The organism is Hyalangium sp., from assembly GCF_045802625.1.
Classification (GTDB): Bacteria; Myxococcota; Myxococcia; order Myxococcales; family Myxococcaceae; genus Hyalangium.
The window spans coordinates 12,396-28,316 of record NZ_JBJMQP010000039.1 but is presented as its reverse complement, the minus strand read 5'-3'; the positions used below and the strand labels follow the sequence as shown (position 1 = coordinate 28,316).

Annotated in this window: 20 protein-coding genes; 15 read left to right on the top strand and 5 right to left on the bottom strand. The window is 68.6% G+C overall.

Annotated features, from left to right (window positions below; translation table 11 throughout):
* Positions 1 to 152: 152 nt before the first annotated feature.
* A complete protein-coding gene (locus tag ACJ8AT_RS06295; RefSeq protein ID WP_407736701.1) occupies positions 153 to 464 on the top strand; it encodes a hypothetical protein in 312 nt (103 codons plus the stop codon).
* 12 nt (positions 465 to 476) lie between these two features.
* Here the strand turns inward: ACJ8AT_RS06295 and sthA are convergent, their stop codons facing one another.
* From sthA to ACJ8AT_RS06280, 3 genes are all read right to left on the bottom strand, one after another.
* A complete protein-coding gene (gene sthA, locus ACJ8AT_RS06290; RefSeq protein ID WP_407736700.1) occupies positions 477 to 1,877 on the bottom strand; it encodes a Si-specific NAD(P)(+) transhydrogenase in 1,401 nt (466 codons plus the stop codon).
* 79 nt (positions 1,878 to 1,956) lie between these two features.
* Positions 1,957 to 2,763 carry a pseudouridine synthase gene (locus tag ACJ8AT_RS06285; protein WP_407736699.1) on the bottom strand — a complete coding sequence of 269 codons (807 nt, stop codon included), beginning with the start codon at positions 2,761 to 2,763 and terminating at the stop codon, positions 1,957 to 1,959.
* 44 nt (positions 2,764 to 2,807) lie between these two features.
* Entirely contained in the window at positions 2,808 to 3,023 is a 216-nt protein-coding gene (locus ACJ8AT_RS06280; protein ID WP_407736698.1) for a hypothetical protein, read from the bottom strand.
* Positions 3,024 to 3,256: 233 nt separating this feature from the next.
* On the opposite strand from ACJ8AT_RS06280, the gene ACJ8AT_RS06275 reads away from it, so the two are divergent.
* The 8 genes from ACJ8AT_RS06275 (at position 3,257) to ACJ8AT_RS06240 (ending at position 8,529) form a co-directional block, all read left to right on the top strand.
* Positions 3,257 to 3,799 (top strand): protein kinase domain-containing protein, encoded by a 543-nt coding sequence (locus ACJ8AT_RS06275; protein WP_407736697.1) that lies wholly within the window; start codon positions 3,257 to 3,259, stop codon positions 3,797 to 3,799.
* Positions 3,800 to 3,899: 100 nt separating this feature from the next.
* The gene (locus ACJ8AT_RS06270) at positions 3,900 to 4,448 is read left to right on the top strand and encodes a hypothetical protein (RefSeq protein ID WP_407736696.1); all 549 of its coding nucleotides are present in this window, start codon (positions 3,900 to 3,902) and stop codon (positions 4,446 to 4,448) included.
* Positions 4,445 to 5,158: a hypothetical protein gene (locus tag ACJ8AT_RS06265; protein ID WP_407736695.1), complete on the top strand. Its 714-nt coding sequence runs from the start codon at positions 4,445 to 4,447 to the stop codon at positions 5,156 to 5,158. Before ACJ8AT_RS06270 ends, ACJ8AT_RS06265 begins: the two co-directional genes overlap by 4 nt.
* 28 nt (positions 5,159 to 5,186) lie before the next feature.
* The gene (locus ACJ8AT_RS06260) at positions 5,187 to 5,774 is read left to right on the top strand and encodes an MT-A70 family methyltransferase (protein ID WP_407736694.1); all 588 of its coding nucleotides are present in this window, start codon (positions 5,187 to 5,189) and stop codon (positions 5,772 to 5,774) included.
* Entirely contained in the window at positions 5,771 to 6,196 is a 426-nt protein-coding gene (locus ACJ8AT_RS06255) for a hypothetical protein (RefSeq protein WP_407736693.1), read from the top strand. The genes ACJ8AT_RS06260 and ACJ8AT_RS06255 overlap by 4 nt, the downstream gene beginning before the upstream one ends.
* On the top strand, positions 6,193 to 6,645 hold the full coding sequence (locus ACJ8AT_RS06250; RefSeq protein ID WP_407736692.1) for a RusA family crossover junction endodeoxyribonuclease: 453 nt from the start codon (positions 6,193 to 6,195) through the stop codon (positions 6,643 to 6,645). The genes ACJ8AT_RS06255 and ACJ8AT_RS06250 overlap by 4 nt, the downstream gene beginning before the upstream one ends.
* Positions 6,642 to 8,132, top strand: a complete 1,491-nt coding sequence (locus tag ACJ8AT_RS06245) for a DNA cytosine methyltransferase (RefSeq protein WP_407736691.1) — start codon at positions 6,642 to 6,644, stop codon at positions 8,130 to 8,132. The genes ACJ8AT_RS06250 and ACJ8AT_RS06245 overlap by 4 nt, the downstream gene beginning before the upstream one ends.
* Before the next feature lie 199 nt (positions 8,133 to 8,331).
* Complete coding sequence (locus ACJ8AT_RS06240; RefSeq protein WP_407736690.1) at positions 8,332 to 8,529, top strand: hypothetical protein; 198 nt, start codon at positions 8,332 to 8,334, stop codon at positions 8,527 to 8,529.
* A gap of 306 nt (positions 8,530 to 8,835) precedes the next feature.
* Here the strand turns inward: ACJ8AT_RS06240 and ACJ8AT_RS06235 are convergent, their stop codons facing one another.
* Positions 8,836 to 9,093, bottom strand: coding sequence for a hypothetical protein (locus ACJ8AT_RS06235; RefSeq protein WP_407736689.1), 258 nt, complete (start codon positions 9,091 to 9,093; stop codon positions 8,836 to 8,838).
* A gap of 43 nt (positions 9,094 to 9,136) precedes the next feature.
* Positions 9,137 to 9,448, bottom strand: coding sequence for a hypothetical protein (locus ACJ8AT_RS06230; protein ID WP_407736688.1), 312 nt, complete (start codon positions 9,446 to 9,448; stop codon positions 9,137 to 9,139).
* Between the two features lie 351 nt (positions 9,449 to 9,799).
* Between ACJ8AT_RS06230 and ACJ8AT_RS06225 the strand changes: the two genes are divergently transcribed.
* From ACJ8AT_RS06225 to ACJ8AT_RS06200, 6 genes are all read left to right on the top strand, one after another.
* Positions 9,800 to 10,441, top strand: coding sequence for a hypothetical protein (locus tag ACJ8AT_RS06225; RefSeq protein WP_407736687.1), 642 nt, complete (start codon positions 9,800 to 9,802; stop codon positions 10,439 to 10,441).
* Positions 10,441 to 12,039 carry a terminase large subunit domain-containing protein gene (locus ACJ8AT_RS06220; RefSeq protein WP_407736686.1) on the top strand — a complete coding sequence of 533 codons (1,599 nt, stop codon included), beginning with the start codon at positions 10,441 to 10,443 and terminating at the stop codon, positions 12,037 to 12,039. Before ACJ8AT_RS06225 ends, ACJ8AT_RS06220 begins: the two co-directional genes overlap by 1 nt.
* Positions 12,040 to 12,171: 132 nt before the next feature.
* Positions 12,172 to 13,392 (top strand): phage portal protein, encoded by a 1,221-nt coding sequence (locus ACJ8AT_RS06215; RefSeq protein ID WP_407736685.1) that lies wholly within the window; start codon positions 12,172 to 12,174, stop codon positions 13,390 to 13,392.
* Positions 13,393 to 13,416: 24 nt separating this feature from the next.
* Positions 13,417 to 14,133, top strand: a complete 717-nt coding sequence (locus ACJ8AT_RS06210) for an HK97 family phage prohead protease (RefSeq protein WP_407736684.1) — start codon at positions 13,417 to 13,419, stop codon at positions 14,131 to 14,133.
* A gap of 52 nt (positions 14,134 to 14,185) precedes the next feature.
* Positions 14,186 to 15,358 (top strand): phage major capsid protein, encoded by a 1,173-nt coding sequence (locus ACJ8AT_RS06205; RefSeq protein ID WP_407736683.1) that lies wholly within the window; start codon positions 14,186 to 14,188, stop codon positions 15,356 to 15,358.
* An 86-nt stretch (positions 15,359 to 15,444) separates the two neighbouring features.
* Positions 15,445 to 15,882, top strand: coding sequence for a hypothetical protein (locus ACJ8AT_RS06200; RefSeq protein ID WP_407736682.1), 438 nt, complete (start codon positions 15,445 to 15,447; stop codon positions 15,880 to 15,882).
* Positions 15,883 to 15,921 lie beyond the last annotated feature (39 nt).

Here is a 15,921-nt window from a genome sequence, read left to right as displayed (position 1 = left end):
CCTCCCCGCGGGCGCGCCCCAGGGGTCTCCTGAGAGGAGTCCCGGATGGGCTGGGTGTGACGGAGAACGACTGGACACTCGGGAGGGCGGATCCTCTCCCGCCTGGGGGGAGATGGGGTAGGGTGGCGCTCCGGCTCTCGGCGGAGGTACACGTGGCGAACCCCGACGCATTCGACAGGGACTTTGGCTACCTGATGCCGTTCCTCGACAAGGTGGCGGCGGCGGCGGCCGGGCTGGAGGATGCGGCCGCACGCGACGAGCTCTCTCGCATCATCGCCGACGAGAAGGTCCGCTGGGAGCGCGTGCGGGAGCTGCTGAGAGGCGCCGGAGGCAGCAGGGCCGCTCCGGCGAGCCGCCTGGCTCCTCCGGCCCAGACCCTGGCGCGCTCCTCCGGGGATGGCATCAACCGCGTGGCGCCCACGATGGCGGGGCTCACCGTGGGCAGCCTCAAGGGCTCGCGCTGAGCGGGGCGCCGCCTACTTCGCCCCGGCCTGGAGCTGCTGGAGCGCGTCGTAGGTGGCCGTCTTGTAGGCCTCGGAGAGCGTCGGGTAGTTGAAGCACGTCTCCACGAAGAGCTGCGCGCCGGCTCCGGCCACCAGCGCCGTGAGGCCCACGTGCACCAGCTCCGCGGCCTGCTCGCCCAGCACGTGCACGCCCAGCAGCTTCAGGCTCTCGCGGTGGAAGAGCAGCTTCAGCATCCCGTGCATCTCTCCGATGATCTGCCCGCGCGGGTTGGTGACGAAGGCGGCGCGGCCCGCGACGTAGGGGACGTTCTTGGAGCGCAAGGCCTCCTCGGTCTCGCCGGCCATGGAGACCTCGGGGATGGTGTAGATGCCGTAGGGCAGCACCGGCGCGGGCTTGAACGGATGCCCGAAGGCGTGCAGCACCGCCAGGCGCGCCTGCTCCATGGAGGTGGACGCCAGCGCCGGGAAGCCAATCACATCCCCCACCGCGTAGATGTGGGGCACGGCCGTCTGGTACGAGGCATCCACCTCCACGTGGCCGCGCGGGCCCAGCTTGACGCCGACGGTCTCCAGCCCCAGCCCCGAGGTGTTGGCCGAGCGGCCCGAGGCCACCAGCACCTGATCCACCTCCAGCACCTCGTTGCCGGAGAGCGTGAGCCGGATGGGCTCGGTGGGGTTGTCCGGCGCCTGGACGGACTCCACGGTGAAGCCGAAGCGCATCCGCACGCCGAGCGCCTCCATGCGCTGGCGCAGCAGCTCGGAGAACTCGTCGTCGAGGAAGGGCAGCACCTCCTTCTTCATGTCCACCAGCGTCACCGAGGTGCCCAGCGCGGCGAACATGCAGGCGTACTCGCAGCCGACGACGCCGCCGCCCACCACGACCATGGCCTTGGGCAGCGCGGGCAGATCGAGGAGCTCATCCGAGTCATGCACGCGGGGATGATCGAAGGGGTAGAGCGGCGGCCGGTAGGGCGAGGAGCCCGTGGCGATGAGCACGTAGTCCGTGGTGAGCCGGCGCTCGGGCTGGCCCTCGCGGCGGACCAGGACGGTGTGCGCGTCGGCCAGCGAGCCCAGGCCGTGGATCATCTGCACGTTGTTGAACTGGAGGTTGGTGCCAATGCGCTGGCGCTCGGTCTCCTTCACCCGGCGCTCGCGGTAGAGGAAGTCGGACACCGTGGCCTGGTGGCGCAGGGTGGACTCCACGCCGTACAGGCCGCGGGCGCGGTAGCCGGAGAGGTAGAGCGCCGTCTCGCGCAGCGTCTTGGAGGGCAGGGTGCCGGTGTTGGCGGCGGTGCCACCGAGCACGGACGCTCGCTCCACCAGCGCCACACGCTTGCCCAGGCGCGCGGCCTGCACGGCGCCCTGCTCGCCCGCGGGGCCGGAGCCAATCACCACCAGATCGAAGTCAGCCATTCGCGGAGCTCCCCTGCGCTGTGCAGGCGGAACGTACGCGAGTGGCGCCGGGGTTTGAAGGAGCTTGCAAGCGAGGAGTTCAACTCCGGCCGCTGTAGCCCAGGCCCTGGGAGATCTCCTCGGGGGTAAGCAGGCGGAAGGTGCCCTCGGACACGTCCAGCTCCACGCCGCCCACGGCCTCACGGTGCAGGGCCTGCACGGGCAGCCCCACGGCGCCGAGCATGCGCTTCACCTGGTGGTGGCGGCCCTCGGTGACAACGACTTCCACGGTGTGCTCGTCCCGGAGCTTCACCTTGGCGGGCCGCGTTGGGCCGTCCTCCAACATGACGCCTCGGCGCAGGGGCTCGATTTTCTCCTCGTCCGCCGTGCCCTGCACCGTGGCCACGTAGCGCTTGGGCAGGTGCGTCTCCGGCGAGGTGGCGTGGGCCACGAGCTTCTCGTCATTGGTGAACAGCAGCAGCCCCGTGGTGCCGCGGTCCAGCCTGCCGATGGCGTGCCAGGTGTAGCGAGAGAGCTCATCGGGCAGCTGGGGCAGCAGCACCTCGTAGACAGTGCCCGTGCGGTGCTGGCTCACGGTGGAGGTGAGCAGATCCGCGGGCTTGTGGAAGGCCAGCACCCGAGTCTCCACCTCGCGCGGGATCTCGGCTCCGTTCACCCGGAGCACGGCGCCCTCGGGCACCGGCGCGAGCGGCTGGCTCACCACGCGCCCGTTGACGGTGACGCGTCCGGCGCGGATGGCCTCCTCGGCCTCGGGGAGCGGGAACACACCGGCGCGGGCGAGCGCTCGGGACAGCCAGTCAGGCTTCGCCTTGCCCTCCCAGCGGCTCCGGCTCGGGGACTTGTCTTGGGAGGCCGAGGGCCGACGGGGAGGGGGCTTGCGGGCCATAGGAGGGGCGCACTGTACCCGCTGCGGCGTGCGGTGGGCGGGTTTCAGTACCGAGGCGCGTTCGGGAACTCGTCGGGGTCCTCTCCCTCAGCCGAGCCGGGCGTCTTGCCGGGCTCCCCCGCGGGCACCTTCCGCTCTTCCTTCTCGGGGCCTTCGGCGGATTGCGGAGTGCGGCCTGGATCCTCGACGGGCGCTTCGCGCTTCGGCTCGGGCTCCGGGCTGGCGCTCATCCCTGTGTCTTCATAGGGCATGTGGTCCATGACTCGCTCCTGGTGGGGTGACGTTCCCAGGAAGGTAGGTCTCCAGGGCGAGCGCGGCTTCGAGCCGTCCTCCTGCCCGTGGAGCGTGCAGGGAGGGGAGGGCTCTCAGGTGGATGGGATGGAATCCACCGGCGGCCCATACATCGACCGCTTCCTCCTCCTGCGTTTCCTACGCGTGAGGTAGGTTGGGCCGCACAGACTGCATCGGTCTTCTCTCCTTTCCCAGGCACTCCATGGATCGCCCGGCCCTTCTTGCCCCCTTTCACCCTGTCTTGCTCCCCCTCGACACCGTGATCGGTGGCTGGCGCGTAGAGGCCTGGACCGGATGCGGGGTCTTTGGTGCCGTCTACCGGGCCGTTCCCGCTCGCGACCCGTACGCCTCTCCGGTGGCTCTCAAGTTGGCGGTGCGTCCCGCGGACCCCCGCTTCGCACGCGAGGCAGAGCTGCTCTCGCGCTGTCACCATCCCAGCATCCCTCGTCTGCTGGACCAGGGCTCGTGGCTCTCTCCGGCTGCCACTCACCACCCGTTCCTCGTCATGCAATGGATCGACGGTGTTTCCTTGTATGAGCAGGACCGGCTCCACGCGGCCTCTTCAGCTCAACTGCGGCGCTGGCTACTGCAACTGTCTCAGGCGCTTGCGGTGGTTCATGGCCAAGGTGCGGTCCATCGAGACCTCAATGGGAGACAACACCTTTCAGGGGGCCTCACGAGGGGGCTCCGCAGGGCCAGGAGAAGAGAGCGCAGGGGGCAAGGGAGGTCTCCCGGGGCTGATTGAGAGGGTGGCGAGGGCGCTGTGGGCGGAGTACTCGCGCCAGCCGTGGGAGAAGACGTCAGAGGGATGGCGTCGGGAGTTCAAGGAGAGGGCCGCGGGCGTCGTGTGGGGGGGGACGAGCAGCGGCGTCCCCGAGCGCAGCCCCAGTAGTACCGGGGCGGAGCGAGGGCTCTCCGGGACGGGCTCGGCGCCCACGGTGGACGTGGCGGACCTCTGTAACTACGTGCTGGGCAGTGATGCGTCGCCGGGTGAGTGCGGCCACATCATCGGCAAGGTCACCGGCCTGGCGCGCGAACTGGAAGAGGTGCGGCGCGAGTGCGGGCGGCTGCGCGAGGAGGTGGAGGGGCTCACGCTGGACTTGTCCGAGGCACGCCGCGGCGGCGCCGAGGCCGAGCGGGAGCGAGACGGCGCCTTCCAGAAGGCAGATGCGCAGGAGGCCCGCGCAGAGGCAGCCGAGCACCGTGCGCGCGAGCTGGGCGCGGAGCTCGAAGCGCAGGCCGAGCTCCTTGAGCGCCTGGATGGGGAGGCATGGATCCGCCTCGCGACAATCATCCAGTGGCGGGGGCTCTTCCTCCGCATGCTCGCGCTGGCAGTCCACCAGCACGCGCAGGGACGGGGTGAGGCGGCGGAAGAATGGGAGGGCACGCCGTGAGCCCCTCCGTGGCCGAGCTTCTGCGCTCCGCCACGGCCCTCCACGCACTCACCCTGCAGCAGCCGTGGGCTACCGCGGTTGCCGAGCTGGGCAAGGACGTGGAGAACCGTGTGTGGGCGCCGTACCAGGCGCGGGTGGGCCAGCCGCTGGCCATACACGCGGGCCTCGTTTACGACCAGCAGAGCGCCGAGGGCATTCGGCAGGAGTTCGGCCTGAAGGTTCCAGGCCGCCACGCCTGCCCTCGCGGCGCGGTGGTGGCCGTGGCCATGCTCGCGGGCGCCTCCCGGGACAGCGCTTCGCGCTGGGCTGTGGCGGGGCAGTGGCACTGGCACCTCGAGGGCGTGGTGCAGCTGGTGAGGCCGGTACCGTGCAAGGGCGCTCAGGGGCTGTGGCATCTGCCTGCAGAGGCGTTCGCCGAGGTGCGCCGCCAAGTGCTGGAAGGCGCAGGCCCAAGCTCGGCCATGAAGGGCGTGGTGCGTGTGAAAGCGCCAGAGGATGCGAGTGAGGTCCGTGCGCAGGTGCGCGGCGCTCGCTGGTGCCTCTGTGGAGCCCAGCTCGTCCGCTGCGACGCCTGCGGCCGCCACCACTGCTCCAAGCCTGGCCACCTGCGGCACCGCTGTGGCCTGGAGCCCCAGTGGTGCAGCCGCTGCTGGCAGGGGTTCTACACCGGGCCGGGCGAGCCTGAGCACGTGTGTGAGGTGCGGCCATGAGCGATCAGCGCAAGGGCGAGGGGGCGGCATGAACGCCTCTCTCTTCCCGGAGCACGCTCCGCTGTGGTGCGCGTGCGTGGTGGATCCACCGTGGGCACAGGAGGCAGGCGGAGGCGGCAGGGGCGCACAGGGGCACTACCCGCTGCTCTCCACGCCTGAGGTGCGCGAGGTGGTGCGGCGCTCCGGCATGTGGCGGCCACACGACGATGCCCACCTGTACCTCTGGGTGACAAACACCATCCTCGCGGAGGGCGACGGGCACGAGCTCATGCGCGCGCTGGGCTTCCGGCCGGTGACGGTGCTCACGTGGACCAAGAAGCACGCCGGCCTGGGGCAGTACTTCCGCGGGCAGACAGAGCACGTCCTCTTCGGCGTGCGAGGCCAGGGTCGCGCGCCACAGGTGCTAACTGCCTCGCGCAGCGAGGGCACCCACTGGCTGCACACGGTGGAGCGCGGCGAGCACTCGGAGAAGCCAGCGCGGAGTTATGCGCTGGTAGAGGCGCGCAGTCATGGCCCGTACCTCTCCATGTTCCACCGTGGGCCGCCGCCGCGGCCGGGCTGGCTGGTGTGGGGTGACGAAGCGGTGGCGCCGCTGGAAGTCGGAGGCAGGCGATGACACCGCCCCAGCAAGCCGGCCTCCGCTGGGAAGTGCTGCGAGCGCTGGGGCAGGCCATGGAGGGCGTAGCGCACGGCCATCCCTCGCTGAGCACCGCCTTCCACTACCTAAGGCTCACCGAGCGGGCCTGGGTCGAGGTGGACAGGGCGTTGGACGACGTCCGGTTCGAGGTGCCCGCCGAGCAGTTCGTGGCCGTAGCCGAGAGCCAGGGAGCGCAGAGCGCCGAGGGAGTGCAGTTGCGGGAGGCACTCCATGCCGCACGGCGCAACGCGGGCCTGCCGTGGGAGAGCCCAGAGAGCCTCACCCGCGAACAGTGTGTGGCGCTGCTCTTCATTGCCAGAGAGTTCCTGAAGCGGCTGCCCGCAGTGAGCGCGGGGCCGCTCCTTCCTTCCCTACCTATCTCCGCAAGGAGTGACACATGAGCGTGGTGTTCCGCGCAGTCCTGCCCATTCCCCCAAGCGTCAACGAGTCCCTGCAACCGGTGCGTCTTCCAGGAGGTGCTCTCCGGCTGGCCCACACGGCGGAGGCACGGCGGTGGGCGAGCAAGGCGCACCTCCTGTTGTTGACGGTACGCCGGCCCACGGAACTGCGCAGGGGCCCGCTCGCCATGCGCCTCAAGGTGCACGTGGCGACCATCGCGAGCGACGGGGGCAACCGGCTGAAGCTGCTCGAGGATGCGCTGGTGAAGGCGCGCGTCATCGGCGACGACAGGCAGATTGCCGAGTGGGAGATCGTCAAGGTGGTGGGAGATGGCGAGCCTCGGGTGGAGGTGGAGCTTAGGCAGGCCAGCCTCGCCGAGCACCCCGAGCTAGCCCAGCGTCTGGCCATTGCCGAGAACAAGCAGGGCAAGAGGAAGGCGGGCAGGTCATGACGATGCACGCACGCAACCGGAAGGGGCTCGTCGTCGATCTGTTCGCGGGGGGGGGCGGAGCCAGTACGGGCATTGAGGCCGCGCTCGGGCGGCCTGTAGACATTGCCATCAACCACAACCCAACCGCGCTCGCCGTCCATGCGGAGAACCACCCGAGCACGCGCCACCTCACGGCCGATATCTGGGAGGTGCGGCCGCAGGAGGCCACGGGCGGCCGGCCGGTCGATGTGCTCTGGGCCTCGCCGGACTGCACGCACTTCAGCATCGCCAAGGGCGGCACGCCGCGGGAGAAGAACATCCGCAGCCTCGCATGGGTGGTGGTGGAGTGGGCGCAGGCCGTGCGGCCTCGCTGCATCTTCCTGGAGAACGTCGCCGAGTTCCGCACGTGGGGCCCGTTGGGGCCAGATGGCCAGCCGGACAAAGCGCGCATGGGAGAGACGTTTGCTCAGTGGCGCGCCCGGCTGGAGTTCCTCGGGTACCAGGTTGAGTATCGAGTGCTGGATGCCTCTCACTACGGAGCACGTACGCGCCGCAAGAGGCTATTCCTCGTGGGGCGGTGCGATGGGGAGCCCATCCGCTGGCCAGAGCCCACGCACGGGCCGGGGAAGTTGCCTCTCCGAACGGCGGAGTGCATCGACTGGGATCTGCCATGCCCCAGCATCTTCGAGCGCAAGAAGCCGCTCGCGGAGAAGACGCTCTGGCGCATCGCCCAAGGCATCCGCCGTTTCGTGTTGGAGAACCCAGAGCCGTTCATCATCGGCTGCGGCGGGCGTGCTGGGCAGACGCCGCCCACGCCGCTGAGTGCGCCGGTGGGAACAATCACCGCGAAGAATGACCGATCGCTGGTGGTGCCGCACATCCTCAAGGTGAACCACGGGGGGCGCACGGACAGGGCAGAGCCAGCCCAGGACCCGCTCTCGACGGTGACCGCTCAGCGGCGAGGGCATGCGCTGGTTGCTGCGTTTCTCTCAAAGCACTACGGCGGGCACATGACGCCGGGCGCCTCGCTGGCGAGCCCAATGGACACCATCACGGCCACGGACCACCACGCCCTCTCGGCGGCTACGCTGGTGAAGCTGAACGGCGAATGTCACGGAGCAGCCCTGGATGAGCCCATGCCGACAGTGAAGGCCTCAGGGAACCACATCGCCGCAGTCCACGCCTTCCTCATGCAGTACTACGGCAGCGGCGGACAGTGGGCCGGTGTCAACGAACCCATGCGGACAATCACCGCCAAGCACCGGGTGGGCCTCGTCGCCGTGCACGGGGTGGATTACCAGATCGTCGATATCGGCATGCGCATGCTGGAGCCCCACGAGCTGCTGCGCGCCCAGTTCGGAAGGTTCGCCAGCAACTACGACATGAGCGCCGCCACATCGAAGGCTGCGCAGGTGCGGCTCATCGGAAACAGCGTGTGCCCCGAGGCTGCGGAGGCGGTTGTGCGAGCCAACCTGCGAGGCGACAAGCACACGAGGGTCGCGGCATGACGGCCTGGCGCTTCAAGCGGAGGGAGGTGCCAGCGCGCTTCCTCGAGCAGGTGTGGCGGATGAAAGCCTCGCTGCTCGCTGAGCGGTGGGGGCTGAGCGTGAAGGCCATAGAGGCATGGCGCAGGCGACTGCGGAAGAGAGGGAGGGCGCCGGAGCGCCCACTCACGCCCAGGCAGTACCGAGACCAGGAGGACGCGGGATGAAGCTCACCCCAGTAGAGCAGGGCACGTACAGGCTCGTCGCACGGCTGCTGCGCGAGGGGCGCAGGAAGCTGGAGAAGCAAACGAAGCTCGGGGTGGCCATGGATCCGCGCCAACTGGAGTTGCTCGGGCAACTCGCCAACAGGGCACAGGCCATTGCGCTCGAGGAGGTGCAGCCGGACCTCTTCTCGGGATGAGCCTCCTCTTCTTGAGAGTCATGAGCCAGAACAGGCAGAGCGAGGAGCAGCGGCGGAGGGAAGCACGGTTGGAGTACCTGCGGCATGCGAAGGTGGGCCTGCCAGCCGAGGCGCCGAAGATGGCGGTACCGCCGAATGCGTGCTGCTCCAGAGCGTATGTCGTGCCGTGCTTCTGCGGTGGGGCGCGGGAGTGTCCAGACCACCCAGGCCCGGCATGCTTCGGGTCATGGGGCCATGACTGAGGACAGAAGAAGGCCCCGCCCCAGAGCAGCGGAGGGCGGGGCCGAGTGCACGAGCAAGCGTGGGTTACGGGGTGGCCGCAGGAGGCAGGGCCGGAGGCAGCGTACAGGCCTGCGCCTGGCTCACCTCGATCTGCCGCTCCACCGTGAGGTTCACCATCTGCCAGGCGAGCGCGGCAGCCTTCCACGCCTCGCAAGGCGATACGGCCGGCAGCGGCGCGGAAGGCTGCGCATGAAACAGCGCACAGCCAGGCAGGCCGAGGGTGAGTAGCGGGAGCAGCACCAGCAGAGAACAGCGCGAGGGACGACGGACAGCACGGGGCATTGTGGCTCCGGGGTGGTGCGGCACGAGGCCGCGGGGGTGAGGGCTAGTCGCCGCGACGAGTGGTGCGCATGGGCTGGGCGTCGCTCATCCGCTCTACCGCCTTGGCAATCCGCTCCATCTCGCGACGGAGGCCAGCCAGTTCGGTGTCAATGAGGCGCCGCGTGCCAGCCGCATCGGTCTCAACGGTGGCGAGGCGGACCTGGAGCGCGGCGAGCTGGGCGGCTGTGGACTGCATCTGCGCGCGCTCCTCCATGCGGGATTGGTCGGCCGCATCCTGGCGAGCCGTGCTCACGCCCCACAGGGAGCCAGAGCTCACCAACACCAGCACAGCGGTGAGCAGGAAGGGAGGAGCCATCCACGGGGAGGAGTTGGGCGAGGAGGCGGGAGAGGACATGCCGAGGAGAAGCGGCGGCACCCAGGGCAAGCGCAGAGGGGAGGTGGGGTGGGAGAGGGCACACCCCCACCCTCAAAAACCGGGCAGCGGGCTGAGAATTGGATTGCTTGGCCGCGTCCAATCGCGCGCTCTCGCTTACCCCAGGCACCCCAGCTCGCAACTGTCGGACGACCCCCAGAAATTTTGGGGCCTGGGTGGCTACCCCGGGCTTCTGGCGCACGGAGGCCGGGGCGCAGGCTCGAGCGGGGCGTGCCGTTCCGTGGCTCTGTGGGGCAGCCAGGGCGCTTCGTGTGCCCGCCACTTCTGTCCTACATGGCTCGGCCCCGCGGGATGCCCAAGAAGCTGCTCGATCCCGAGGGGGCCGAGGACGAGGCCGGTGCGCCCGAGATTCCCAACCCGCTGGAGGGCTGGGAGTGGAAGGGCTCTCGCGGTCCGGCCACCACGTTGAAGGAGGAGATGATTGCGGTCATCGCCCGGGCGCTGGCCGAGACGGGGTTCCTCCGCGTCGCGGCGGCCCGCGCTGGTTGCACCGAGGACGCTCTCTCGGCCTGGCTCGCGCGGGGAGAGCAGCAGGTGAAGGCCAGGAAACGGAGCATCTACACCCGGCTCCTGTCGGCGTGCCAGGAAGCCTGGGCGCACCACGCCAGCTTCATGCTCAAGCTCGGGGATCGCACGGTCCTCGACCGTCACACCAACCCGCGGTGGGTGACGTGGAAGCTCTCGGTGATGGGATCCACTTTCCGCGTCCCGAAGGAGGGGCCCAGCGGCCAGGGGCAGGGCCTCGGCCCGGCCTTCGAGCTCCAGTCGCCTGCCGAGGCCGCCACCGCGCTTGAGGAGAAGATGGCCCACTTCCTCGCGACCCAGGTTCGCGTGGAGAAGATCCTCGCCGAGGCAGCAGTCGCCACTCCTGAGGCGAATGAGCCGGCATCCCCTCCTGCGGCGGAGGAGGGGTGATGGCCGCCGCGGCGCTGCCTGCTGGAGTGGGCGAGGAGGATCTCCTCAAGGGCCTGTCGATCATCCACCGCGACACTCACGGGCGCTACAGCCTGAGCGACCGGGTGGCGCTACGGGCGCAGGAACAATGGGGAGACACGGCGGGCCTCATCAAGCGCCTGTCGTTGACGCCGGCTGAGGTGCTGACCTGGCGGTACGAGCCGCGCTACCACCTGCGGCCAGCGCAGCAGAACCCATCCGCGCTGATTGCTGCCGGCGGTGAGGCGCTCTTCCCCTTCTGGCGGACGTGGTTCCTTCTGGGAGGCCGCGGGGCGGGTAAGACATACGCGGGCAGCGTTGGAGTCATCGAGGAGGCCCGGCAGGATCCCAACGCGCGCATCCTGATAACCGGCCCGACGTGGACCACGATCAGACAGGCGATGCTCGAGGGTGACTCAGGCATCCTCTCCCTCAGTCCTCCCTGGTTCTATCCAGAGTTCAAGGTGTCGAAGAAGGAGCTCCACTGGCCCAATGGCGCGGTAGGGTTCTGCGTCTCGGCCGATAAGGCCGCAGGGTTCCGCTCCAAGAATTGCTCCTACGGCTGGGCGGACGAAATCGTAGCGTGGGAGAAGAACCCGCTCGAGGTCTACAAGGAGTGCCGGCGCGTGCTGCGCATCGAGACACCGCGGATGCGCAAGCTCGGCCTGCCGGCACGGCTCTGCATCACCACCACCCCGGCTCCGACCCAGCTCTTCAGGGAGATCCTCAAGGACAGGCACGGCCTGGTGCTTGCTCGCTCCACCACCTTGGACAACGCGAGCAACCTGGAGCCGCAGTACCTGCGCCAGGCGCTTGCCGGGCTCCACACCACCGAGGGGCGGCGCGAGTACGGCGGCGAGCTCTTCTTCGCACTCGACGCCAACCTCTACCGACGCGTCAACTGGGACCGGACGCGCATCAAGAGCTTCGCGAGGATGCCGCCGCGTCCCGAGAAGTACGGTGACTGGGCTCCGCTCCGGTTGCGCGGGCAGAAGATCACCACGCGGTTTGACTTCATCGTCGTGAGCGTGGACCCGGCCACGGGGGAGAAGAAGGGCGCGGATCTGCACGGCATCGTAGTCCTGGGGTTCCGCTGGGAAGAGGACTTCTTCTGCCACACCTACGTGCTGGCGGACTTGTCACTCCAGGCCCCGGAGGCCAGCGCCTGGGCGAAGAAGGCCGTCGACGCCTGGAAGGAATGGCAGAAGGAAGCGCCACCTCGAAAGTGCTGGGTGCACGCGGAGACGAACACCGCCGGGAGCATGGTTAAAACGGTGCTGCGCGCTCAGGACGCCAAGGTTCGCGTAAAGGGCACGCGCGCCATGCAGTCCAAGGCCGACCGCGCATCGCCGGTGAGCATCCTGTGTGAGTCCGGCCAGGTGCACATGGTTGGCCGTCATCACGAGTTGGAGAAGCAACTCGCCGCCTTCACCGGCCAGGAGGGTGGCCACGGCAGAGACGATAGGGCGGATGCCTTCGCATGGCCGATATTCCTGTACGTGTGCCCGAAGCGCGCCATGCGGGGGGTGGGCAGCAAGGGCGAGGGGGAGTCCGTCGAAGAGCAGGATGAGGACGAGTAGCCGCCCCTTTTCCGGGGCATGGCATCGCTGGCGACACGCATCCTCCGAACACTCGGCCTCCGTAGCGCGGGCCGCCCGCTCATCACCGCGATTCCTCTCACGAGCTTCGGACCCCGCCGCGGCGAGCGCCAGGTGCTTGCCGCCTTCAGAGAGCATGCGTACCTCCAGGCGGTGGTGTCCACGGTGGCGGACGCGGTGGCCACGCCGCGCTGGCACGTCTACAAGCCCGTAGACCGGGGCACCGAGGGCCGAGCGCTGGCGATGGCGCTCAAGTCCGCAGCCTTCGAGGAGCGCGCCAAGCTCCTCAAGTCTGCCGTGCAGGAGGGCGGGTTTGTCGAAGTCCGGGGCCATGAGGTCGCGCGCATCCTGGAGGCCCCGCACCCGAAGTTCAGCGGCCGGGCCTACCGCAAGCTCCTCTGTATTCACCTCGATCTCGCCGGCGAGAGCTTCCTCTGGCTCTCGCGTGACGTGACGGGCCGGGTCAACGGCTTCCAGGTCCTCCCACCTCAGGCGGTGATGACGACGCCGCTTGAGGGCCAGCCCTACTACTCCGTTAGCTACAACCTCTTCAGCGGTCAGGTGCCGGCCTCCGACATTGTGTGGCTCCGTCACCTCGATCCGGAGAATCCCGAGGGGCGCGGGGTGGGCCGTGGGCGAGCGGCCGGGGATGAGCTGGATAGCTCCGAGGCCATCCAGAAGGCCATCAAGGCGAGCTTCGAGCGCTCGGGTGCGCCAGTGGCCACGGTCGGTGTTGAGGGTGTAGCGGGTCAGGATGCAGAGGAGGCCGTCGAGGACCTGCAGAAACGCTACGAGGAGAGCTTCGGCAAGCCTGAGCAGGCCGGGCGCGTGTTCTTCGTACCTCACGGCGTGAGCATGGCGCAGCTCCAGATCGACCTGCGGGCTCTCCAGATGGTCGAGGTGGATCAGAGCCTGCGCGAGTTCTGCCGGCAGATCTACAACGTGAGCCCGGAGTTGATGGGCGACCTCACATCCTCGAACCGCTCCACGTCCGAAGAGGCCAAGTACACCCTGGCCGAGTACTGCGTCGTGCCGCGGCTGGAGTTCCTCCGCGCAGAGCTCCAGCACCACCTCGTGCCGCTCGTGGATGAAGACGCGATCCTCGAGTACGACGATCCGCGGCCTCAGAGCTGGGAGCGCAAGCACAAGGCGATGACCTCCGCCTACAACGAAGGGGTGCTGGTGAACGAGGCCCGGGAGCTTGGCGGCCTGCCGGCCCTCGCACAGTTCGAGGGGCAGGTGTTCAAACCGCTCCCTGGCGCAGTTCCGGTGACGTGGCAGCCCGTTTCCGAGCCCCAGAACGCGCCGCCCCCGCGAGGCCCCGCAGCCGAGTAGTGCGCCGCCGCTTCTTCCATGCGTATGCCCACCGCACCTGTCACCACCGTCAAGGCCCTTGGCTTCCTCCGAGAGAAGGCGGCCGGCGACACCTCCGGACCACCGGTGTTCCGCCTGAGCAACGGCGTGCTCGATAGGCACAGGGACCGCGTCCGCCCAGCCTCAATCTCCGTCGAGGAGTACAACGCCAACAACGTCCTGCTCTGGAACCACGACGACTGTCAGCCTGCCATCGGCACTGCGCGCGTCTACCGCGATGGCGAGGAGTGGCTCATGGAGCCGAGCTTCGACTTGATCGGCGACCTCTCGAAAGAGGTGGCAGCGAAGGTCACAGCGGGCACCCTCAAGAGCTGCTCCTTCAAGTTCGTCATCGACGGCTATGAGCCGAACGCCGAGGGCGGCCTGGACTACACGGCCGTCCGAGTCGTGGAAGTCAGCATCACCAACGTCCCCGCCAACCAGGAGTCTCTCCGCTTGAAGAACAACACGCCCCCTACCCCCGCTCCCGAGGACACCACCCCTCCGCCTCCTCCGCCATCCAAGGCGCTCGAGCAGGCGGACCTGGATGCCGTCAGTGCGCTGCTGGATGAGAAGCTCGCTCCCATCGTGGCCGCGCTCCAGGCCCTCACCGACGAGGAGACGACCGAGATGGAGGAGCCGGCGCCTCCCGCTCCACCTCCTCCCTCCGAGGCGGAACTCGCCGCGAAGAGCTTCACCGCGGTCCTCCAGGGCCGGAAGTAGGCAGCCTCCGCCCCTTCTCCCTCCCGTACCCCCTTCAAGGAACAGCACCACCATGAACATCAAGGGCTTCACTCCCGAGCAGGTGAAGGAACTCAATGCCTGGGTCGCCAAGCGCGTGGGGGAAGAGCTCGCCGCTCGTCCCCAGGTCCCCACGGCCCCGCCGTCGTTCGTCGCCTCCAAGTCCATCACGCCCGAGGACCGCAAGAAGGCATTCGCGCGGGCCTTCGGCCTGGGCATCAAGAGCGCCATCCTCGAGAAGCACCAGGCCGGGAGCGCGGCGCTCCCAGGCCTGAAGAAGGCGCACGAGGTGGCGCTGAAGAGCTGGCAGGAGATGGCCAAGTCCGTCTTCACGCCCACCGTCTTCTCGCAGGGTGGAAGCCTCATCCCCGAGTATTTCTCCGAGGAGATCATCGAAGTCCTCCGGGACGTCACCGTGCTGATGGCGGCCGGCGTCCGGACGCAGGACGTGAGCGGGAAGTTCAACATCGGCCAGCTCAACAGCGCGGCGGTCGCGCAGTTCGTCCTCCCCGGCACCGAGCCGACGATCCCGACCCCTGACACGGGCTCCGTCATCCTCGATCCCAAGAAGCTGATGGGAGTCGTGCGCGCCACCGGCGACATGATGCGAGATCCGAGCTGGAACGGTTCGGAGATCCTCACGGGCGACATGATGGGCGCGGTGGGCGCCGAGGCTGACAAGCAGGGCCTCGTGGGCGATGGGACTGGCGCCAATCCGACCGGAGTGCTCAAGCAGGTGGCCGCCGGCTACAAGAACGCGCAGACGGCGGCCTTCAAGCAGGCGAACCTCACCTCTGTCATCGCGGACCTGGACAAGGCCGAGCGCCTGGTGCGGGAGTCGAAGATCCCCTTCCAGGGCAATCGCCCCGGCTGGATCTTCACCTCCAAGACGCTGATGGCGCTCAAGTCCCTGCGCGACACGGCCGGGTGGGTGTTCCGACAGCAGCTCGACCAGGGCACGCTCAACGGCTACCCCTACTTCGTCACCGACTCGATCAGTGGCGCGGACACCATCTCGAAGGATCCGATCTTCTTCGGCCTCTGGGCGCAGGTGTACCTGGGGATGATGGGCGGCATCATGGTGGACATGGACTCGAGCCAGGAGTTCTCCAAGGACAACGTGCTGATCCGCGGCATCACGAACGTGGACATCAAGCTGCGCCACACGAAGGCCGTCGCCATCATCGGCGAGGTGACCTACACCTGAGCCTGCGGCGCCCTGGCGCGCTGCCGGTGTTCCCTGCCCGGGAGTGCACTCCTGGGCTCTTCCCTCGCAGTCCAGGAGTCCTCTCCATGCATCCCTCACTCTCCAATGTCGGCGCCTACCTCAAGACGGTGGGCGCCAGTTCGGCCACCCAGGGCTTCACTCCTGAGGCCAAGGCAGCAGGGACCTTCTACGGCGATGCCTTCTCCATCGACGGCGCCAAGAGTTGCGTCCTCACCGGCCTCACCGGCACGGCCACCGGCGCGCCAGACAGCTACAGCGTGGCCTACTCCTTCCAGGTGTCGGCGGACTCCGCCTTCACCACGCCTGTGGACGTCGCCAGCAGCACCGTCACCCTCACGGCGGACGAGAAGGGCGGCGAGGTGGATATCAACCTGATGGGGCTCGCCTCCGGCTACTACTACGGCCGGGTGAAGGCCGTGGTGGCGCTCACCGGCGGGACGTCCCCCAAGGCGCTGTGCGCCGCGCAGGTGACGCTTGGCGGCTTCGAGCGCCTCCCCGTCTAACCCTGAGCAACACCATCACTCCAGGCCGGGAGGTGGCCT